The organism is Streptomyces sp. NPDC006283 (assembly GCF_040613325.1).
Taxonomy (GTDB): domain Bacteria; phylum Actinomycetota; class Actinomycetes; order Streptomycetales; family Streptomycetaceae; genus Streptomyces.
The window spans coordinates 1-20573 of sequence record NZ_JBEXRZ010000127.1 but is presented as its reverse complement, the minus strand read 5'-3'; the positions used below and the strand labels follow the sequence as shown (position 1 = coordinate 20573).

Annotated in this window: 15 protein-coding genes; 5 read left to right on the top strand and 10 right to left on the bottom strand. The window is 70.5% G+C overall.

Annotated features, from left to right (window positions below; all coding sequences use genetic code 11):
• Positions 1-130 precede the first annotated feature (130 nt).
• From ABZ070_RS23850 to ABZ070_RS23840, 3 genes are all read right to left on the bottom strand, one after another.
• The gene (locus ABZ070_RS23850; protein WP_356637058.1) at positions 131-1042 is read right to left on the bottom strand and encodes a carbohydrate ABC transporter permease; all 912 of its coding nucleotides are present in this window, start codon (positions 1040-1042) and stop codon (positions 131-133) included.
• Positions 1039-1986 carry a sugar ABC transporter permease gene (locus ABZ070_RS23845; protein ID WP_356637056.1) on the bottom strand — a complete coding sequence of 316 codons (948 nt, stop codon included), beginning with the start codon at positions 1984-1986 and terminating at the stop codon, positions 1039-1041. The genes ABZ070_RS23850 and ABZ070_RS23845 overlap by 4 nt, the downstream gene beginning before the upstream one ends.
• Before the next feature lie 105 nt (positions 1987-2091).
• Positions 2092-3396, bottom strand: a complete 1305-nt coding sequence (locus ABZ070_RS23840; protein ID WP_356637054.1) for an extracellular solute-binding protein — start codon at positions 3394-3396, stop codon at positions 2092-2094.
• A 237-nt stretch (positions 3397-3633) separates the two neighbouring features.
• Between ABZ070_RS23840 and ABZ070_RS23835 the strand changes: the two genes are divergently transcribed.
• Positions 3634-6408 (top strand): glycosyl hydrolase, encoded by a 2775-nt coding sequence (locus ABZ070_RS23835; RefSeq protein ID WP_356637052.1) that lies wholly within the window; start codon positions 3634-3636, stop codon positions 6406-6408.
• 37 nt (positions 6409-6445) lie between these two features.
• On the opposite strand, the gene ABZ070_RS23830 is transcribed toward ABZ070_RS23835, so the two are convergent.
• From ABZ070_RS23830 to ABZ070_RS23815, 4 genes are all read right to left on the bottom strand, one after another.
• Positions 6446-7471, bottom strand: coding sequence for a LacI family DNA-binding transcriptional regulator (locus tag ABZ070_RS23830; protein WP_356637050.1), 1026 nt, complete (start codon positions 7469-7471; stop codon positions 6446-6448).
• Positions 7472-7647: 176 nt separating this feature from the next.
• Positions 7648-8208 carry a TetR family transcriptional regulator gene (locus ABZ070_RS23825; protein ID WP_356637048.1) on the bottom strand — a complete coding sequence of 187 codons (561 nt, stop codon included), beginning with the start codon at positions 8206-8208 and terminating at the stop codon, positions 7648-7650.
• Between the two features lie 4 nt (positions 8209-8212).
• Entirely contained in the window at positions 8213-8851 is a 639-nt protein-coding gene (locus ABZ070_RS23820) for a sugar O-acetyltransferase (protein ID WP_356637046.1), read from the bottom strand.
• Between the two features lie 54 nt (positions 8852-8905).
• Complete coding sequence (locus tag ABZ070_RS23815) at positions 8906-10417, bottom strand: M1 family metallopeptidase (RefSeq protein WP_356637044.1); 1512 nt, start codon at positions 10415-10417, stop codon at positions 8906-8908.
• 190 nt (positions 10418-10607) lie between these two features.
• Between ABZ070_RS23815 and ABZ070_RS23810 the strand changes: the two genes are divergently transcribed.
• The 4 genes from ABZ070_RS23810 (at position 10608) to ABZ070_RS23795 (ending at position 17626) form a co-directional block, all read left to right on the top strand.
• Positions 10608-12569 carry a Xaa-Pro dipeptidyl-peptidase gene (locus ABZ070_RS23810; protein ID WP_356637041.1) on the top strand — a complete coding sequence of 654 codons (1962 nt, stop codon included), beginning with the start codon at positions 10608-10610 and terminating at the stop codon, positions 12567-12569.
• Positions 12566-13846 carry a M14 family metallocarboxypeptidase gene (locus ABZ070_RS23805; protein WP_356637039.1) on the top strand — a complete coding sequence of 427 codons (1281 nt, stop codon included), beginning with the start codon at positions 12566-12568 and terminating at the stop codon, positions 13844-13846. Before ABZ070_RS23810 ends, ABZ070_RS23805 begins: the two co-directional genes overlap by 4 nt.
• A 117-nt stretch (positions 13847-13963) precedes the next feature.
• Positions 13964-15727, top strand: coding sequence for a BCCT family transporter (locus ABZ070_RS23800; protein WP_356637060.1), 1764 nt, complete (start codon positions 13964-13966; stop codon positions 15725-15727).
• Between the two features lie 261 nt (positions 15728-15988).
• Positions 15989-17626 (top strand): ABC-F family ATP-binding cassette domain-containing protein, encoded by a 1638-nt coding sequence (locus ABZ070_RS23795; RefSeq protein ID WP_356637037.1) that lies wholly within the window; start codon positions 15989-15991, stop codon positions 17624-17626.
• Positions 17627-17666: 40 nt separating this feature from the next.
• Here the strand turns inward: ABZ070_RS23795 and ABZ070_RS23790 are convergent, their stop codons facing one another.
• The 3 genes from ABZ070_RS23790 to ABZ070_RS23780 all read right to left on the bottom strand — a co-directional run bounded on the left by ABZ070_RS23790 (position 17667) and on the right by ABZ070_RS23780 (position 20165).
• Positions 17667-18440 (bottom strand): SDR family oxidoreductase, encoded by a 774-nt coding sequence (locus ABZ070_RS23790; protein ID WP_356637035.1) that lies wholly within the window; start codon positions 18438-18440, stop codon positions 17667-17669.
• A 95-nt stretch (positions 18441-18535) separates the two neighbouring features.
• Positions 18536-19684: an MAB_1171c family putative transporter gene (locus ABZ070_RS23785; protein WP_356637033.1), complete on the bottom strand. Its 1149-nt coding sequence runs from the start codon at positions 19682-19684 to the stop codon at positions 18536-18538.
• A complete protein-coding gene (locus ABZ070_RS23780) occupies positions 19674-20165 on the bottom strand; it encodes a hypothetical protein (RefSeq protein ID WP_356637031.1) in 492 nt (163 codons plus the stop codon). Before ABZ070_RS23780 ends, ABZ070_RS23785 begins: the two co-directional genes overlap by 11 nt.
• Positions 20166-20573 lie beyond the last annotated feature (408 nt).

Sequence of the window (20573 nt, the reverse complement as noted above, 5' to 3'; positions counted from 1 at the left end):
GGCGGAGGAGGGAGGCATGGCGGAGCCATGCCGACTGACGACAACGCGGCGTGGGGGCACCTCCCACGCCGAAGGCTGTGGGGGAGCGGTGCCAGCCCCCGCGAGCCCGGCATGATCCAAACGAGAGGCCCTAGCCCTTGACCGCGCCCTGCATGATGCCGCCGACGATCTGCCGGCCGAGCAGGCCGAAGACCAGCAGCACCGGGAGCGTGCCCAGCAGAGTGCCCGCCATGATCACGGACTGGTCGTGGACGTAACCGCCGCCGAGCTGGCGCAGCGCCACCTGGACGGTCGGCTCCTGCGAGGAGAGCGCGACGATCGGCCAGAAGAAGTCGTTCCAGGCGGCCATGAAGGTGAGCATGCCGAGCACGGCCATCCCGGGCCGGGCGATGGGCACCACGATCGACCAGAAGATCCGCGCGGTGGAGGCGCCGTCGACGCGGGCGGCCTCGATCAGCTCGTCGGGCAGCGACTGCACCAGGTACTGGCGCATGAAGAAGACGCCGAACGCGGAGACGAGCCCGGGCAGGATCACGGCCTGCAGCTGGTTCACCCACTGCAGTTCGGCGATCAGCATGAAGAGCGGGATGACGCCGAGCTGCGGCGGGATCATCATCGTGCCGACCGTGACCGCCAGCAGCGCGCCGCGGCCGCGGAAGCGCAGTTTGGCGAACGCGAAACCGGCGAGCGTGCAGCACAGGACGGTGCCGACGGTGATGGACCCGGAGACGATGAAGGAGTTGATCAGCGCCTTGCCGATGTCCGCCTCCTCCACCACCGCCTCGAAGTTGCGGATCAGGTTGCGGCCCGGCAGCAGCGTCGGCGGCACCTTCGCCAGTTCGGCGTTGGAACGGCTGGCCGCGACGATCGTCCAGTAGAACGGGAACGCGGAGACGAGCACGGCGACGATCAGGATGGCGTAGGCGGCCTTGCCGCCCTTCATGGTGCGGCCGGCACCGGACCGCCCGCGACGGCGTTGTCGCGCGGGCCGTTCCGCGGTGGCCGGCTGCTGCTTCGTCGGCGGTGCGGCGAGCGCGGTCATCGCCCGGCCTCCTTGCGGGAACGGCGGCGCGCGATCAGGGCGTTGACCCCGACCAGCACCAGGATCAGCAGGAACATCACCCAGGCGATGGCGGCGGCACGCCCCAGGTGGAAGAAGCCCCAGCCCTGCTCGTACATGTAGAGCCCGAGCGTCTGGTACTGGTGCGAAATGCCGCCGGAGATGGAGCCCTCGAACAGCAGCGGCTCACCGAAGAGCTGGGTGGCACCGATCGTGGACACGACCACGGTGAACAGGATCGTGGGGCGCAGGCCGGGCAGCGTCACATGGAAGAACTGCCGCCACCGGGAGGCGCCGTCCATCTCCGCCGCCTCGTACAGCTCGCTCGGGATGGACTGCATTCCGGCCAGATAGATCAGCGCGTTGTAGCCGGTCCAGCGCCAGATGACGATGGTCGACACGGCGATCTGGGATGCGACGGTTCCGGTCTGCCAGTCCACCGGGCCGAAACCGATCAGCCCGAGAAGGTAGTTGATGAGTCCGAAGTCGCGGCCGAAGAGCTGGGCGAAGACGAGCGTGGCGGCCGCGACGGACGTGGCGTACGGCAGCAGCATCGCGGTGCGCAGGAACGTGCGGCCGCGCAGGCGGTAGTTGAGCAGGTGTGCCAGCCCCAGTGCCATCACCAGCTGCGGCACGGTGGACAGCACCCCGATGGTGAACGTGTTGCGCAGCGCGGTCCAGAAGAACTCGTCCTCCAGCAGCGCGGTGTAGTTGCCGAGCCCCCGCCACTCCATGTCGCCCGGGGTCTGCAGCTCGACCCGGTAGAGCGAGACGAACGCCGTGTAGATCAGCGGGAAGAGCCCGAAGGCGGCGAACAGCGTGAAGAACGGGGCGATGTAGGCGTACGGCGAGAGCTTGCGCCAGGCGCGCCGCACGGCCGGCGGCCGGGGTGGCGAGACCGCCTTCGCTGGGGCGGTGAGGGTCACGATGCGGCCCTTCGGGGAGTCGGTACGGGGTGCGGGAGCCTTCGGGCCGGTCCCGTGCGGGGGGTGGACAAAGGGGCCGGCCCGAAGGAGATGCGTCGGCGGATGTCAGCCGATGGTGTTGTCGACGCCCTTCTTCGCGTTCGCCCACGCCTTCTCGGACGAGGCGCCCTTGCGCTCGACCTCGCTCAGCGCGTTGGTGATCTGCTGGTTGACGTTCTGGTCGTGCACGCCGAGGACCTGCACCGGCGCCGCCTTGGCCGCGTCACCGAAGATCTGGCCGATCGGCGCTCCGGAGAAGTACGGGTCGGTGGCGTCCGCGACCTTCTCGATCGCACCGGTGGAGGACGGGAAGTTCCCCTGCTTCTGGAAGAGCTTGGCCTGCTGTTCGGGGGCGGTGAGCCATTCGATCAGCTGGTACGCCTCCTTCTTGTGCTTGGCCGCGCGCGGGATCGAGAGGTACGAACCGCCCCAGTTGCCGGCGCCGCCGGGCAGCTTGGCGATGTCCCACTTGCCCTGGCCGCCGTCACCGGCCTGGCCCTTGATGTAGCCCAGCATCCAGGCGGGGCAGGGGATGGTGGCGAAGGAGCCGGCGGCGAACGCCTGGTTCCACTGCGGCGACCACTGGTCGAGCTTGGCGCTCAGACCGGCCTCCGCCGCCTCGACGGAGGTGTCCCATGCCGTCTTCAGCGCCGGGTTGGTCTCCCAGATCAGCTTCCCGGAGGCGTCGTAGTAACGCTCCTCCTCCTGGCCGATCATGATGGAGAAGAGGCTGCCGACGCTGTCCAGCCACGCGCTCTTCGCGGGTGCCTTGGCCTTGTACTGCTCGCCCAGCTCGAGATAGCCGTCCCAGGTCGACCACTTCTTCGCGAGCTCCTCGCGGTCGGTCGGCAGGCCCGCCTGCTTGAACAGGTCGGTGCGGTAGCACATGGCCTCGGGGCCGACGTCGGTGCCGAGACCGAGGACCGAGCCGTCCTTGGCGGTGGCGGCAGCCCACTTGAAGTCGGCGAACTGGTTCTTCAGCTTGTCGGCGCCGTACTTCTTCAGGTCCTCGAACTTGTCGGCCTGCTGCTGGGTGACCGACGCGATCCGGCCGACCTCGATGCCCTGGACGTCCGCGAGACCGCCGCCGCCGGCCAGCCGGGTCTGGAGCGACTTCCAGTAGTCGGCCTCGTCCTCGGTGTCGGTCTGCTTGATCGTGACGTTCGGGTGCAGCTTCTCGTACTCCGCGTAGAGGCCGGCCTCCTTGTAGCCGAAGGATCCGAACAGGTCGACGGTGAGCGTGATCTTCCCGCCCTCGCCGTCGGAGGCGGTGTCCGACGAACCGGATCCGCAGGCGGCGAGCAGTGCCCCGGCGAGCGCGACCGCACCCAGGCGGACGGCGGCCCTCTTGGCGGCTCTGGCTATGGGCATGGGAAGCCTCCTTGGCTTCGGGATGGAGCGAGAGCGTTGAGAGCGCTCTCAGATATGCGGTTGGAGCGTGCCCCGCGAGCGCTCACCCCGTCAAGACTCGAAGGCATAACGGGTTGGACTCGGGCCCAACTGCCGCCTGTGTTCCATCTATTGACACTTGTGTTTCAGGAGTTTTACGTTTCGGCCATCTGAGAGCGCTCTCGGCCACCCATCCAGTGATGACTTGAGGTGCTGTTCATGCCAGCCCCCCGCAACAGACCAGCCGCAGCGCTGGTCCTCGCCTCAGCCCTGGCCGCTGTCGGCCTGGGACCGGCCGCCGCCCCGGCGGCCGCCGCCACCGTCCCCGTAGGCTCCGGCAGCTACTCCGACACCCGCCCCGCCGGCACGTCCGGCCCGACGACCAACACGGGCGCACCGGTCACCCCCAAGGTCACCCCGGCGGCCAGGAACCGCCCGGTGCCCACCAACGACTGGTGGTCCTCCCTCGCCTTCCAGCGCTACGGCGACAACCCGTACTCGACTCCGATGTACGGCCATCCCCTCACCTACCAGGCCACGGCCGGCGGGCTGGACGTGGGCTATCCGACCACCCCGGCGATCGTCGGCGACGGCCGCCAGTACGAGTTCGCCCACAAGCGCGACCTCACCATCGGCCTCACGGGTCTCAACTCCCCGGACACCAAGGCCGACGACTGGTCCGACTGGACCGTCACCCCGTACTGGTCCGACGGCACCCGCACCCTGCGTACCACCATCGGCCACGGCCTGCCGTTCGTGTACGCCAAGGGCTCGGGCGGAAACGCGCAGATCACCACGGCCGGCGCCCCCGCCGTCTTCGCCGATCAGGGCAATGTCCTCGGCATCACCGTCGCGGGCCACCACTACGCCCTCTTCGCGCCGACCGGCAGCGATTGGAACGTGGCCGGCTCCACCATCAGCGCCGGACTCGGCTCCAAGGACTACTTCTCCGTCGCCGTTCTGCCCTCCGCCGGCGCCCTCGAGACGTACAAGAAGTACGCCTTCAGCTTCGTGACCGGCTCCAGGGCCGACTGGAGCTACACCGGCGGCACGGTCAAGGCCACCTACACCCTCACCACCGAGGCCAGGGAGGGCAGCGAGCGCGGCACGCTCCAGGCGCTCTACCGCCACCAGTGGCTGAACACCGCCGACGCGCTCACCGCGCACACCTACGTCTCACCGCGCGGCACCATGAAGGTCCGGGAGTCGGCCTCCTTCTCCACCAGCCAGAAGGCCTCGGCCGTGCTGCCCGCGCTGCCCAAGTCGAACGGCGTCGACGCCGCCCGCCTGCGCGGCTACCTGAACGAGGTCGCGAACGCCTCCGACCCGTTCTCGGGGGCCACCGACACCTACTGGACCGGCAAAGCCCTCGGCCGGCTCGCCCAGCTCGTGCCCGTCGCCGAGCAGATCGGCGAAACCGGCGTCCGCGACAAGCTCCTCGGCCTGATCAAGGGCAAGCTCCAGGAGTGGTTCACGGCGGGAGGGGCCAACGAGTTCAGCTACGACAAGGACTGGAAGACCCTCACCGGCTACCCGGCCTCCTACGGCAGCGACACCGAGCTCAACGACCACCACTTCCACTACAGCTACTACGTCTACGCCGCGGCGATCGTCGCCCAGTACGACCAGGGGTGGGCCGCCGACTCCGCATGGGGCGGCATGGTCAAGACCCTGATCAGGGACACCGCCAACGCCGCCCGGACCGACACCGCCTTCCCCTTCCTGCGCGGCTTCGACGTCTACGCGGGACACAGCTGGGCCTCCGGCCACCAGGGCTTCGCCGCCGGCAACAACCAGGAGTCGTCGTCCGAGTCCACCAACCTCAGCGCCGCGCTGGTGCTGTGGGGCTCGGCCACCGGTGACACCTCGCTGCGCGACCTCGGCGCCTATCTGCTGACCACCGAGTCGGAGTCGATCGCCCAGTACTGGTTCGACGCCGACGAACAGGTCTTCCCGGGCTCCTTCGGCCGCGACACGGCAGGCATGGTCTGGGGCAGCGGCGCCGCCTACGCCACATGGTGGACCGCCAACCCCGAGGAGATCCACGGCATCAACGTCCTCCCCGTGACCGGCGGGTCATTGCACCTCGGCGGCGAGAAGGCCGCGATCCGGCGCAACATCGCCGAGATGGAGCGCGAGAACGGCGGCCCGGCCGTCGAATGGCGCGACATCCTCTGGGAGTTCCAGTCGTTGGCCGACCCGGCCGCGGCCAAGTCCAAGTGGGACGCGGGCCACGCCGCTTACACGCCCGAACAGGGCGAGTCCAAGGCGCACACCTACCACTGGATCAGCACCCTCGACACGCTGGGAGCCCCCGACGCCACGGTGACGGGAGACATCCCCACCTCCGCCGTCTTCACCAAGGGCACCGTACGGACGTACGCCGCGCACAACCACGGCTCCACCGCCCGCACGGTGACCTTCTCCGACGGCAAGACGCTGTCCGTGCCCGCTCGCTCGACCGCGACGGGCACCGGGACGGGCAGCGACCCGGACCCCGACCCCGACCCGCCCACCGGCAACACCTTCCAGCTGCGCACCGGGGGAGTCCTCACCACGGCGACCGGCGGCACAGCGGGCAGCGACACCATCGCCTCGGCCGGAGGCGCCAACCACGACGGCACCCCGCACCAGCCGCTCGTCTACGAGGTGAAGGGCGTCAACGGCACCCTCACCCCGGGCGCCGCCACCGCCTTCCGCCTCCAGTTGGACGCGGGCACCACGGTCGGACTCGGCCAGCAGGCCCGCATCAGCTACGACCTCACCGGAGACGGCACCTTCGAACGGACGGAGACCTACCACTACTTCGCGACCGACCCGGTCCCCGGCTGGGAGGAGTACGCGCAGTCCCGCGGCCTCAAGGCCTCCACCGGCACGCTCGGCAACCTCTCCGGCGGCACCGTGCGCCTCGAGGTGTGGAGCGCGATCGGCAACGGCACCGCGAAGGTCGCGACCGGCACCGGCACGTCGGTACTGGTGATCCCCTTCGGCTGACCCCCGCACCCCCGCAGGAGACGGCGGGCGTCGGCGGTCAGGCCGATGCCCGCCGTACCAGTGTGGTCGGAGTGATCACGGACGCCGGGGCGTCGCCCCCGGACTCGTTCAGCAGCCTCATCAACAGCCGGACCATCAGCCGGCCCATGCCCTCGATGTCCTGGCGCACCGTGGTCAGCGCCGGCTCCGTCGTGTCCACGACGGAGGCCATGTCGTCGAAGCCGACCAGCGCCACGTCCTGTGGCACCCGCAGACCGCGCTCGCGCAGGGTGCGCAGTGCACCCGAGGCCATCAGGTCGTTGGAGACGAAGACGCCGTCGACGTCCGGGCGGCGGTCCAGCAGATCCGCCATGGCCCGCGCCCCGCTCTGTGCCGTGAAGTCGCCCTGGCAGAACAGGCCGGGGTCGGCGTCCACCAGGACGTCGTGGTAGCCGTCGATCCGGTCCAGCGCGGAGGTCTGGTCGCGGGGCCCGGCGATGTGAGCGATGTTCTTGCGGCCCAGCGACACCAGATGGCGCACGGCCTCGCGGGCACCGCCGCGGTTGTCGCAGTCGACGTAAGGGACGGCGAGGTCCGAGCCGGAGGCGGGACGTCCGCCGAAGACCATGGGTATCTTGGTGCGGCCGATCAGCGCGGGAAGCTCGTCGTCGTTGTGCAGCGAGAAGGCGAGCGCGCCGTCGACATGGCCGCCGCCCAGATAGCGCGCGATCCGGTCGTGGTCACCGGGGCCCTCCACCCACAGCAGCACCAGCTGGGAGTCGTGCGCCGTCAGCTCACGGCTGATCCCGCGGACCTGCTGCTCGAAGAACGGGTCGGAGAAGATCCGGAACTCGGGCTCGGCGATGATCACGGCGACCGCGCCGTTGCGCCGGGTGACCAGAGTGCGTGCCGCGTGGTTCGGCACGTAGCCGAGTTCCTCGACCGCCTGGCGCACCTTGTCGACCAGCGGCGCACGCACGCCCGCGCCGCCGTTGACGACCCGGGAGGCCGTGGCCCGGGACACGCCCGCGCGCGCCGCGACGGCTTCCAGGGTGGGGCGGGACCCCGTGGTCTGCTCGGGCAAGGCGGGCGCTCCTCGTCTGCTCCCGTGCTCGGTGAGCCGGTCGGCGGCGTGACCTGTCTCCGACAGGATATCCGCCCTGCGCGTGCGGTTGAGAGCGCTCCCACACGACGCCCGGGCGGGCCCCGGTGTGAGCCCGGCCGACGCCCTCGTCAGGTAGGGCGCCGGCCGGGCGGCTTTCAGGAGGCGGCCTGTCGCCCAGCCGCGGTGATGCGGGCGATGGCGTCGACGGTCAGCGCGCGGTCGTGCGGCTCGGTGTCCAGGGCGCGGTGCATCGACAGTCCTTCGACGAGCGCGTCGAGCTGACGTGCCGTCGACGGGTCGAAGTGCCGCTCGAGCGCCCTCCGGCTGCTGCGCATCCACTCCCGGGTCAGCTCGCGAAAGGCCGGCTGACGTGCGGCCAGCGTGTACAGCTCGTGTGTGAGCACCAGCTGCCGCTCGTCGCCTCCGGAGAGGTGATGGATCAGATCGGCGACGGCCTCCCGTGCCTCGTCCGCCGAGCCGGCGGCCCCGAGGCGGGAATCGAACAGGGCCACCATGGTGGCGGAGAAGCTGGTGAACGCCTCGCGCAGCAGCTCGTCCATGCCCTGGAAGTGATACGTCATCGAACCGAGAGGGACGCCGGCACGGGCGGCCACCTTGCGGTGCGACGTGCCCGCGACGCCCTCCTCCGCAATCAGGTCCAGGGCTGCCGCGATGATGCGTTCCCGTCGCTCGGGATCCACGCGTCCGGTCGCCATCGCCTCATGCCTCGACAGGGCCGGCCGGGCCGGCGGCGTCGAGCCGGTCCCTCTCGTCGACGGGGCCGAGCGAGCGGACCACGCGGGCCGGGTTGCCCACCGCGACGACGTTCGCCGGGATGTCCTTGGTGACGACGGCGCCCGCGCCGACGACGCTGTTGTCGCCGATGGAGACGCCCGGCAGGACGATCACCCCGCCGCCGAGCCACACGTTGTCGCCGATCGTGATCGGCCGGGCCGCCTCGAGCTTGTCGCGGCGCGGCTGCGGCTCGAGGGGGTGCGTCGGGGTGAGCAACTGTACGTTCGGGCCGATCTGGCAGTCCTTGCCGATCGTGATCGGCGCGACGTCCAGGGCTGTGAGGTTGTAGTTGACGAACGTCCCGGCTCCGATGGAGATCTGGGTTCCGTAGTCGACGAACAACGGCGGCTTGATGTGGGCGCCCGCACCGAGTTCACCGATCAGCTCCGCGACGACGGGCCGGGCGGCGTCCGCGTCCTGCGCGTATGCGGCCAGGTACTCGGCGGCCAGCCGGACAGCGCGCTGCGCCTCGCGGGCGATGTCCGGATCGTCGGCGATGTAGAGGTCGCCCGAGAGCATGCGCTCGCGGTTGGTGCGCGGGTCACCGGCGAAGTAGTCAGCCATGTGTACGACCGTACACCATGAAGCGTACGGTCGTACACTGCCGAGGTGTGCGCCCTATCGCCCGTGCGCGTGACCGTGCTCGTGGATCGTGTTCGTCGCGGCGATGTGCTTCCACGACTTCGGCTGCGGCGCCTCTCCGGCCGCTGACCGCGCGACGCTCGCCTTGGCCGCAGCCAAAGCACCCGGCTTCGACGCCTCGTACAGCCAGGTGTCGAAGAGCCCGGCGAGCGGCTTGCCCGAGATGCGCTCCGCGTACGCCACGAAGTCGCCCACCGCGGCGTTGCCGTACGCGCGCTCGGCCGGCCAGCCCTTGAGGATCGCGAAGAAGTCCTCGTCGCCGATCTCGTTCCGCAGCGCCTGGAGCGCCAGCGCGCCGCGGTCGTAGACGGCCAGGTGGAACTGGTTCTCCGGACCCGGGTCACCGGGCCTGACCCTCCAGAACTCGTCGTCGGCCGGGTGCTGTGCGTAGACGTGGTCCGCCAGCTCCTGCGCGGTGCCCTCGCCCTCCTTCTCCGACCAGAGCCACTGGCTGTACCGGGCGAAGCCCTCGTTGACCCAGATGTCCTTCCAGCCCTTCACTGACACGCTGTCGCCGTACCACTGGTGGGCCAGCTCGTGCACGACCACGGACACGTTGGCGCCGTTCGCGAACTGCCGCGGACTGTAGAACGGCCGGGTCTGCGTCTCCAGGGCGTAGCCACTGGTCACGTTCGGCACGTAGCCGCCCAGGGCGTTGAACGGGTACGGCCCGAAGACCTCGGTCAGCCACTCGGCGACCTCGCCGGTCCGCTCGATGCTGGCCCGCGCCGCGCCCGCGTTGTCACCGAGATCCTTGCTGTACGCGTTCAGGACCGGCAGCCCGTCGGCCGTCGTGTCCGTGGTGATGTCGAACTTCCCGACCGCGAGCGTGGCCAGATAGGTCGCCTGCGGCCTGTTCGAGCGCCAGTTGAAGCGCGTCCAGCCCAGCTTGGAGCTCTGGGAGACCAGCACACCGTTGCTGATCGCCTGCGAGCCGTCCGGCACCGACACCGACACGTCGTACGTCGCCTTGTCCAGCGGATGGTCGTTGCTCGGGAACCACCAGACGGCCGAGTCCGGCTCCTGGGCGGCCACCCCGCCGTCCGGCGTGCGGTGCCAGGCGGTCCAGCCGCCGATCTTCAGCTCGGAGGGCTTCCCGGCGTACCGCACCACCACCGAGACGGACCGGCCCTTGGCGAGCGGTGCGGCCGGGGTGACGACCAGCTCCTGGGCGCCCTCCTTCGTGAAGGCGGCCTTCTTGCCGCCGACCCTCACCTCGCTGACACCGAGGCCGAAATCGAGGTTGAAACGGCTCAGATCCTGTGTGGTGGTGGCGAGGATGGTCGCCGTCCCCTCCAGCAGGTCCGTCTTCGGCTGGTACTTGAGCCTCAGGTCGTAGTGCGACACGTCGTACCCGCCGTTCCCGGCGGCCGGATAGTAGGGGTCGCCGATGCCGGGGGCGCCTGCGGAGGAGTTTGCGGCCGATGCCGGGATCGCCAGCACAAAGGTGGCCGCCAGCGCGCTCGGGACGATCAGTCTGCGGTGCACGGATGCTCCAAGTCGTAAGAACGGTCGATCTCTTGGACCCTAGACAGGTCCCCGCCCTCCGGTCAGGAGCGAACCTCGGCCTTTCACATGACCGCCATCGGCCCGACATGATGCCCGCTGTCCCTTCGGTCGCTTTGGTGTGCTGATTGCCCTCTGTCGCACGGGAGTTGACGGGAGTACCTTCCCGCCCATGCGGAAACGTGCGCGGGGAACCCGCTTGACGTGCAGATCGCTGGTGGCGGCGGCTTCGGCCGCCCTCGTCGCCCTGACGCTCGCGCCCACCGGCGCGCAAGGCGCGACACCGGCCCGGGAGAGCAGGCCGGTGTACTCGTACGACGACGCGATCCGCGAGTCCGTCTGGGTCGACACCCGGCTCGACGGCGACGGCGACGGCAGGACGGACCGCGTCGCCGTCGATGTCGTCCGCCCGCGCGAGGCGGCGCAGCGAGGCCGGAAGGTGCCCGTCATCATGGACGCCAGCCCCTACTACGCCTGCTGCGGGCGTGGGAACGAGAGCCAGCGCAAGACGTACGACGCCGACGGCGACCCCGTGCAGTTCCCGCTGTACTACGACAACTACTTCGTGCCCCGCGGCTACGCCTTCGTCGCAGTCGACCTGGCCGGAACCAACCGGTCCGACGGCTGCGTCGATGTCGGCGGCCGCTCCGACGTCCAGTCCGCGAAGGCCGTCGTGGACTGGCTGAACGGTCGCGCCCGCGCCTACACCAGCCGCACCGGCGGGGAGCGGGCGAGCGCACGCTGGTCCACCGGCGCCACCGGGATGATCGGCAAGAGCTACGACGGGACCGTCGCCAACGGCGTCGCCGCGACCGGTGTACGGGGCCTTGAGACCATCGTCCCGATCGGCGCCATCTCCTCCTGGTACGACTACTACTTCGCCCAGGGTGCGCCCCTGTACAACTCCGGCCCCGAGTGGCTGTCCGACTACGTCGAGAGCCCCGAGGCCCGCGAGCGCTGCCGGGCCGTCCAGCAGCGGCTCGTCGACGGCGCCCCGCGCAGCGGCGAGTTGACCCCGCTGTGGGCCGGGCGCGACTACGTGCCCGACGCCCGCAACGTGCGGGCCAGCGTCTTCGCCGTGCACGGCATGCAGGACCTCAACGTTCGCGCCAAGCACTTCGGGCAGTGGTGGGACGCCCTGGCGGACAACGGCGTCGAGCGCAAGGTGTGGCTCTCCCAGACCGGGCACGTCGATCCGTTCGACTTCCGGCGTGCCGAGTGGGTGCGCACCCTCCACCGCTGGTTCGACCACTACCTCCTCGGCTACGACAACGGCATCGACCGCGAGCCCATGGCGGACATCGAACGGGCACCGGACCGATGGTCGACCGACCGGGTCTGGCCGCCCCGTGGCACCGCCGGCGCCGTTCTGCGGCCGACCGGGGGAGCGGCGCCCGGCGTCGGCACGCTGTCGTTGAAGCCGGCCCGGCCGGGGGCGACCGAGACGTTCACCGACGATCCCCGCCTCGACGAGACCGACTGGGCCGCGGCGGTCGACACGGCGACGCCCGCCAAGGCCGGGTTCATCACCCGCCCGCTCGGCCGCGACCTGCGGCTGTCCGGCTCCTCGCGGGTGACCGTCACCGCCACCCCCTCCACCACCAGCGCCCACCTTTCGGCTGTGCTGGTCGATCTGGGACCCGACACCATTCGGGACTACGCCGCCTCCGGCGAAGGCATCACCACCCTTGCGGAGCGCACCTGCTGGGGCGCGAGCACCACCGGCGACAGCTCCTGCTTCAAGGAGACGAAGGCGCGCACCATCGACGTCGGCCACACCGTGTTCAGCCGCGGCTGGGCCGACCTGGGCGGCTACGAGCCCGATGCGCTGACTCCCGGTCAGGCGTACACGGTCACCATCGATCTGCACGCGAGCGACCACGTCGTCCCGGCGGGCCACCGGCTCGCACTCATCGTCGCCGGCACCGACAAGGACCTCGTCGACCCGCCGGACACCACGCCGCGCCTCTCCCTCGATCTCGCCGGTACCGCTGCGAAACTGCCCCTCGTCGGCGGGGCGTCCGCCTTCGACCGCGCCGTCGCAGGACCCGCCCCTGCTCCCGCCGACTCCCGCTTCGGCGGTGTCGCGGAACCGCGTCAGATCCGCCCGATCCCGGGAGGCAGCACCCGATGATTTCCCGTGTCCGCACCGTCGCCCTGACGGGCGTCGCCGCCGCACTCGCCGTACCGCTGATCACCGGCCCCGCCGAGGCTGCACACACCCTGCCACAGACGGGCTTCGAGACGAGCGACGGCGAACGCTGGACCACGCAGCCGGAGGAGCAGAGCTTTCTCGCCGCCGTCGACCGGGGCAGCGACCGGATGTCGCTCGAGCACATCGGTACGACAGAGCAGGGCCGCCCCCTGCAACTCGTCCATCTCGGGGCGCGCAGCTCGTCCCACACCGTGCTGCTGATCTGCTCCCAGCACGGTGACGAGCCGTCGGGCCGGGAAGCATGCCTGACGACGATCCGCGACCTCGCCCACGCCGGGGACGGCGCGACGCGCAGGCTGCTGTCCAGGACGAACGTCCTCGTCGTCCCCACGGCCAACCCCGACGGCAGAGCCGCCGACACCCGGGGCAACTCGGACGGCGTCGACATCAACCGCGACCACATCGCCCTGAAGACCGCGGAGGGCCGGGCCATGGCCGCCGTCATCCGCGACCGGCGCCCGGACGTCATCTACGACCTGCACGAGTACGGCGCCACGCCGCCGTACTACGACAAGGAGCTGTTCGACCTGTGGCCGCGCAACCTCAACACCGAGGCCGCGGTGCGCGACGAGGCGCGGACCCTCTCCGGCGACTACGTACGGCCCGCCGCGCACGACGAGGGATTCAGCACCGGCACGTACGGCATCTGGACCGACCCGGTGACCGGCGAGCCGATCAAACAGACCGCCGGGGACGGCCAGGAACGCATCCTGCGCAACACCTCCGGAATCAAGAACGCGGTCGGCCTGCTCATCGAGAGCCGTGTCGACGCGCTGACCGAGCAGGAGCAGTCGGATCCCGCCCTGAACAAACGGCGCCGCGTGGACAGCCAACTCGCGGCACTCGGCGGACTGCTGTCGTACGCGGACGAGCGCCGCGGCAGGGTCGAGGCCGCGACCACCGCCGCCCGCCTCTCCGGCTTCAAGGACCGGGGCCCGGTCTACCTGGGCGGCGCCGACAACGACCCCGCCGGCCCCGAGGAGACGCTCGTCGAACCCCCCTGCGGGTACCGGCTCGACGCGGAGCAGTACGCGCAGGTGAAGGACGAACTTGCCTTGCACGGTGTCTGGGCGCGGCGGGACGGGGCAGGTGCCTTCGTGCCGCTGCGGCAGTCGCAGCGGGAGCTTGTTCCGCTCCTCCTGGATATGCGCGCGACATATCACCTCGTATCGGCCGAGCCGGTCCCAGCCTGTTGACGCTATGACGTGCATCACATGTGGTAGGGGGTACCGGAGAGCGGAAAGTGATCCGCGCATTGGTGAAAGGTGCCGCTTGTGTCGCACGACGAACAGAAACCTGGCCCACGGTTGCGGCTGCCGGTAAGGGCCGCCTTGCCGGGCCGTCACCCGTACGAGGACAGAGCACCGGTCACCGACCGGGTGGTGTTCGGTGTGACGGCCGCTCTCACCCTGGCCTTTGTGATCTGGGGATCCTTCTTCACCGACACGCTGGAAAGCGTCTCGGACACCATGCTGAACGGCCTGATGCACAACGGCGGCTGGGCGTTCGTCCTGGCCGCCTCCGGCTTCGTCGTCTTCGCACTGTGGCTCGCCATCAGCCGTTACGGCAGGATCGAGCTCGGCCAGGAGCACGAGGAACCCGAGTTCCGCACCGTCTCCTGGGTCGCGATGATGTTCAGCGCCGGCATGGGCATCGGCCTGATGTTCTACGGCGTCAGTGAGCCGCTCGCGCACTATGTGACCCCGCCGCCGGGGACCGACCCCGCCGACTCGGCCGACGCCATGCAGACGGCGCTGGCCACGACCCTCTTCCACTGGACCCTCCACCCGTGGGCCATCTACGCCGTGGTCGGTCTCGCCATCGCCTACAGCACCTTCCGGCGCCGCAGGCGGCAGACGATCAGTGCCGTCTTCGAGCCGCTGATCGGCAAGAAGCGGGCCGACGGCGCCCCGGGGCGGGTGATCGACATCCTTGCGATCTTCGCCACGCTGTTCGGGTCAGCCACATCCCTGGGACTCGGCGCGCTCCAGATCGGCAGCGGATTCCGGGAACTGGGATGGATGGAGAAGGCCGGGACCGGCCTGCTCATCTCCATCATCGGTGTGCTGACGGCCGCCTTCGTGTTCTCGGCGGTCTCCGGTGTCGAGCGTGGCATCCAGTGGCTGTCGAACACCAACATGGTGCTGGCCGTGGTGCTCGCTCTGTTCGTTTTCGTCGCGGGGCCGACCATCCTCGTCCTCGACCTGATTCCGACCTCGCTCGCCTCGTACATCGGCGAGCTGCCGCAGCTGGCCGGCCGCACGGAGGCGGCGACCGGTGGTGGCGACGTCGCCGACTGGCTGAGCAGCTGGACGGTCTTCTACTGGGCCTGGTGGATCTCCTGGACGCCGTTCGTCGGCATGTTCATCGCCCGCATCAGCCGTGGGCGGACGATCCGTCAGTTCGTCGGCGGCGTCATCCTGGTGCCGAGCACCGTCAGCCTGATCTGGTTCGCCGTCTTCGGCGGCACGGCCATGAAGCTCCAGGAGGGCGGGCGCCTCGGGGACGAGACGACGCCCGAGGGCCAGCTCTTCGGAGTGCTCCAGGAGTTCCCGATCACCGGTGTGATGAGCCTGCTGGTGATGATCCTGGTGGGAATCTTCTTCATCTCGGGGGCCGACGCCGCCTCGATCGTCATGGGCACGCTGTCCCAGAAGGGCACGTTCGAACCTGCCAGGATCGTCGTCATCTTCTGGGGTGTGGTGACCGGAGCCGTGGCGGCGGTCATGCTGCTCGTCGGAGAGGGCAAGGGCGACGCGCTCGCCGGTCTGCAGCATCTGACGATCCTTGTCGCCGCCCCGTTCGTGCTGGTGATGGTGGGCATGTGCGTGGCTCTCATGCGCGATCTGCGCCAGGACCCGCTGATCGTCCGCGGGGAGCTCGCGGAGGAGGCCGTCGAGACGGCGGTGATCGCGGGTCACGAGAAGTACGCCGGTGACTTCGAGATCCGTATCGGGCCGGGCCCGGTGACGGAGACCGGGACCGATACCCGGCGCCCGACCGGAACCGACCCCGGGACCGGCACGGAGGGCGGTGACGACCTGGGCACCGGCCGGGGCGGCGCCGAGGATTCCTGACCGGTCACCGACGACCGACGCACGACAGGGAACGGCGCACACGGCAGCCGGCGCAGACACAGGACAGGGCGGGCGGGCATGTTCCCGCCCGCCCTGCCGTGTCATCTGCCGCCTCGGCGGAGCCCGGACCACACCCAAGCCGGCCACCGCCGAAATCCGCTGGACCTGACGTGGCCCGGGGACGATCCTTCGTCGTGGCACGGACCACGGGGGGCGCCGGTCATCCAGGTGCCACCCCGCTGATTTAGGATGCACCCCCTGATGACTGCAACTCTCGTCGCAAAGGATCTCGCCGCGGGCCACGGCGACCGTTCGCTCTTCTCCGGCCTGGATCTTGTCGTCGCCCCTGGCGACGTGATCGGCCTCGTGGGCGTGAACGGCGCCGGCAAGTCCACGCTGCTGCGTCTGCTCGCCGGACTCGACCGGCCGGAGCAGGGCGAGCTGCGGCTCTCCCCGCCGACCGCCACCGTCGGCCACCTCCCGCAGGAGCCCGAGCGGCGCGCGGACGAGAGCGTGCGCGACTTCCTCGCCCGGCGCACCGGTGTGGCAGACGCGCAGACCGCCATGGACGCCGCCACCCAGGGGCTGGTGGATGGCGCCCCGGGAGCCGACGACGCCTATGCCGTCAGCCTGGAGCGCTGGCTCGACCTCGGCGGCGCGGACCTCGACGAGCGCGCGGAGGAGGTCGCCGGCTCCCTCGGGCTGACCGTCGGCCTCGACCAGCCCATGACGTCCCTGTCCGGCGGCCAGGCCGCCCGCGCGGGTCTCGCCTCGCTCCTGCTGTCCCGCTACGACGTGTTCCTGCTCGACGAGCCGACGAACGACCTCGACCTGGACGGCCTGGAGCGCCTCGAGACCTTCGTCCAGGGCCTGCGCGCCGGCACGGTCGTCGTCAGCCACGACCGCGAGTTCCTCACCCGCACCGTCACCAAGGTCCTCGAGCTGGACCTGGCCCAGCAGCAGATCACCCTCTACGGCGGCGGATACCAGGCCTATCTGGAGGAGCGCGAGACCGCTCGCCGGCACGCCCGCGAGGAGTACGACGAGTACGCCGACAAGCGGGCGGCCCTCGAGGGCCGCGCCCAGATGCAGCGCAACTGGATGGAGAAGGGCGTCAAGAACGCCCGCCGCAAGGCGACCGACAACGACAAGATCGGGCGCAAGATGCGCAGCGAGGCGAGCGAGAAGCAGGCCGCCAAGGCCCGCCAGACGCAGCGCATGATCGAACGGCTCGACGCCGTCGACGAACCCCGCAAGGAGTGGGAGCTGCGGATGGAGATCGCCGCCGCCCCGCGTTCCGGTTCGGTGGTCGCCACGCTCCGCGAGGCAGAGGTCCGGCGCGGCGGCTTCCGCTTCGGGCCCGCCTCGCTCCAGATCGACTGGGCGGACCGTGTCGCCATCACCGGCGCGAACGGAGCGGGGAAGTCCACGCTGCTGGCCGCCCTGCTCGGCAGGCTCACGCTCGACGAGGGACACGCCTCGCTCGGCTCCGGCGTGGTCGTCGGCGAGGTCGACCAGGCCCGCGGCCTGTTCTACGGCCCCGAGACCCTGCTGGACGCCTTCTGCGCTGCCGTCCCCGACACCGAGCCGGCCGAGGTGCGCACGCTGCTGGCCAAGTTCGGGCTCAAGGCCGACCACGTGCTCCGCCCGGCGACGACCCTGTCCCCGGGCGAGCGCACCCGCGCCGCGCTCGCCCTCCTCCAGGGCCGCGGCGTCAATCTGCTCGTACTGGACGAGCCGACCAACCACCTCGACCTGGCCGCCATCGAACAGCTGGAGTCCGCGCTCGACTCGTATACCGGGACGCTGCTGCTGGTCACGCACGACCGCCGGATGCTGGACGCCGTGCGGGTGACCCGGCGCGTGGAGGTCGCCGACGGCAAGGTCACGGAGAGCTGAGGCGGCTCCTCGGATCACCCGGCCGCGGCCGCCGGTCGTCTCACCGGTCCGCCGGGGGCCTGCGGGTGCGGGCCAGCTTCGAGGCGACCAGGTGCCGTGGCAGATGCCGCACGGCCTGTGCGTACGCCTTGTACCGCCGGCCGGTGATGCTCACCGGCCGTTTCCTGGCCAGGTCCTTGAGGGCCTGTGCCACGACGTCGTCCGGGTCGAGCCACACCGCGTCGCGCAGCGCGCTCACGTCCATCCCGGCCCGCTCCTGGAACTCGGTACGGGTGAATCCGGGCACGACGGCCAGCACCCGCACCCCGTACGGGGCGAGGTCCACCCGCAGCGACTCGCTGAACGACGTCACCCATGCCTTGGCGGCGCCGTAGGTGCCCGCGGGCAGCAGGCCCGCCACCGACGACACGTTGACGACCGCTCCGCGACGCCGCGACCGCATACCGGGCAGCGCGGCGTGCGTGAGCCGCAGCGGCACCTTCACCAGCAGATCCAGCATCCGCTCCTCGTCCTCTACGGGGTTGTACGGGAAGGGCGCCGCCAGGCCGAAGCCCGCGTTGTTCACGAGCATGTCCACGGGCCGGGCGGGATCGGACAACCGGTCGGTGACCGCTCGGACTCCGGACGGTGCGAGCAGGTCCGCGGGCAGGATCTCCGTCGAGACGCCGTACCGGGCGCGCATCTGCTCCGCCCCCGCCTCCAGGCGTTCCTTGTCGCGGGCGACCAGGACGAGGTCGCAGCCCTTGGCGGCGAATCCGCGGGCGAACGCCGCGCCCAGCCCGGCACTCGCGCCGGTGATCAGAACGGTGGTCACGATGTGATCGCTTTCATGAGTCGGTGCGTTGCAGGGGGCCGCGTCAGGAGGCCGAAAACCCCTTGGCCGACAGGCCCGAGTCGGCAGGGGGCGGGTCAGCGGGACGGACGGAACGAGGCTGTCGCAGAGGACCGGTAGGCGTCGGCCACGTCCATGAGAAAGCGCCGTTCGTCGTCGAGGTCGTCGCCGGCCATCGCCGGGGCGCTGTACGGCTGCGGCTGCCGGTCGAGCCCGTCCGCCTTGGCGCCCCGGGCCTCCTTGATGACACAGGCGAGTACGGCGGCTTCCGTCTGCCGTCCTTGGCCGAGGTGTTCGCGTGCCCGCTCGTCCGTCCCCGGCGGCACATAGTCGCCCAGCGTCAAGATCGCGTCCCGTGTCTCGATCACCTTGCGGTAGACGAGCAGATCACGCGGCAGCGGCGGCCACAGCAGCTCCACCGTCCGCGTCGCTCGCGGCTCGTGCAGGGCCACGTGCGGTACGGACCGCACCAGGTCCCGCCACAGCGGCCACAGCCGCCAGGCGGTCGACATGTCCGCCGTCGTTCTGCGCAGCACTGCCAGGGTGGGCAGCAGGACGGCTGCGGCCCGCAGCACTCCGTGCAGGTTCATCAGCAGCGGCAGATACGGCATCTGCCAGGCCGTGCCCCACAGCGCCTTCAGCAGGTACCCGATCCAGAACAGACCCGCCAGGGCGGTGCCGAGCCCGAACAGCCGCAGTCCCGCGGCGAGCCCAGGGCTCTCCGCGCGTCTGCTGTAGTGCCAGCACACGTACACGCAGACCGTGTTCGCCAGCAGATGTGTGCCCATCAGCGTCAGCCAGTAGGCGAGTGAGGGCACCGGGTCGCCGCCCGGCGGCATCCCGTGCTGTCCGTGCCGCGGCGCGACGAGGTCCAGCACCACCATGGCGCCGAGCGGCACGGCCGTCGCCAACGCCGCCGCCCGTTGCCGGCCGCGGCCGCTCGTGGTGCCGCAGACGAAGTAGAGCACCGCCCCCGCCGACAGAACACCCGTCAGATTCCGTACCAGGCCCACCACATGGACGAGTCCGGCATCCCTCTGGGCGAACGCGACGACCGCCGGAAGGTTGAGCGTCATCGCCGCCGCCGCCGTCGCCACCGCGAGCCACAGGCCGCGCTGCTCCGGCGAGCGACGTGCCGAACGCGCCCGGACCAGCACGGCGAACCAGAGAAGGACCACACTGGGCACGGCGAGCCAGTCGCCGAACTGCACGGTGTCAGCCCGCATCCGACGACCTCACTCCCAGCGCGGAACCGAGCCGCTCCAGGGTGCCGTCCGGCTCCCTGCCCAGGGGCAGTGCACCCGCCTTCGTACGGATCAGGCTGGCCAGCATCTCGGCCTCCTGCTCCTCGCGCGTCGTGTAGTCGGTACGACCGAGGGCGGTGGGATAGCCGCCGCCGCTCTCCGCGCCCGCGAGGAAATTGTGACCGAAGAGGATGTGGCCCAACTCGTGCAGGACGATGTGCTCCTGGTGCGGTCGGGACGTGCGCGCCTCGTAGAAGACGTGATCGACGCTCTCGGTGCCCACCCACAGTCCGCACACACCGGACCGGGCTGCTTCCTCGGGCAGCGGGTGCAGCCTCAGGGGGCGGCCCCGCTGCTCGGCTATCCGAGAGCACAACTCCTCGAGGGAGAAGGGATTCCTCAGCTCCAGTTGACTGAGAATCGCCTCACAGCGTTTACGCAGAGCGGCGTGCCCGTGTGGCATGTGTTCCCCGTTCGGACCCCTTTTCGGGCAGCGTCGATAGGCAGTTACGGAAGTGGTCATGGTGTCCTGAGCCTTCAAGCGGCGTCTGGGACGGTGGTCCTCAGCGGTGTCGGGCGGTGGCCCGCACCGGAGCGGCGGGCGGGCGCTGCGTCATCCCTACCCACCAGCCAGGGGAGTTGGCAAGGCACGACAGGACCGGGGGCCGACGATCAAGCCATCGGCCCCCGGTCCTGTCGTGCCGCCGCGCTGCGTCAGCCGCGGCCCTTGCCGCCGTCCAGCAGACCGGCCTTGCGCAGGGCGTCCGCCATCGCGCTGTTCGCGGGGGCGGGGGACTGGCGGGCCGGGGCCTGCCGCGACGCCCCGGCGCCGCCTTCGACGCCGACCCGGGGCTGGGCATCATCAGCTTCC

Bases quoted from the DNA above. Each gene is read 5' to 3' on its own strand.
- ABZ070_RS23850 (WP_356637058.1), bottom strand. From the start codon at position 1,042: ATGACCGCGCTCGCCGCACCGCCGACGAAGCAGCAGCCGGCCACCGCG.
- ABZ070_RS23840 (WP_356637054.1), bottom strand. From the start codon at position 3,396: ATGCCCATAGCCAGAGCCGCCAAGAGGGCCGCCGTCCGCCTGGGTGCG.
- ABZ070_RS23835 (WP_356637052.1), top strand. From the start codon at position 3,634: ATGCCAGCCCCCCGCAACAGACCAGCCGCAGCGCTGGTCCTCGCCTCA.
- ABZ070_RS23825 (WP_356637048.1), bottom strand. From the start codon at position 8,208: ATGGCGACCGGACGCGTGGATCCCGAGCGACGGGAACGCATCATCGCG.
- ABZ070_RS23820 (WP_356637046.1), bottom strand. From the start codon at position 8,851: ATGGCTGACTACTTCGCCGGTGACCCGCGCACCAACCGCGAGCGCATG.
- ABZ070_RS23810 (WP_356637041.1), top strand. From the start codon at position 10,608: ATGCGGAAACGTGCGCGGGGAACCCGCTTGACGTGCAGATCGCTGGTG.
- ABZ070_RS23805 (WP_356637039.1), top strand. From the start codon at position 12,566: ATGATTTCCCGTGTCCGCACCGTCGCCCTGACGGGCGTCGCCGCCGCA.
- ABZ070_RS23795 (WP_356637037.1), top strand. From the start codon at position 15,989: ATGACTGCAACTCTCGTCGCAAAGGATCTCGCCGCGGGCCACGGCGAC.
- ABZ070_RS23785 (WP_356637033.1), bottom strand. From the start codon at position 19,684: ATGCGGGCTGACACCGTGCAGTTCGGCGACTGGCTCGCCGTGCCCAGT.
- ABZ070_RS23780 (WP_356637031.1), bottom strand. From the start codon at position 20,165: ATGCCACACGGGCACGCCGCTCTGCGTAAACGCTGTGAGGCGATTCTC.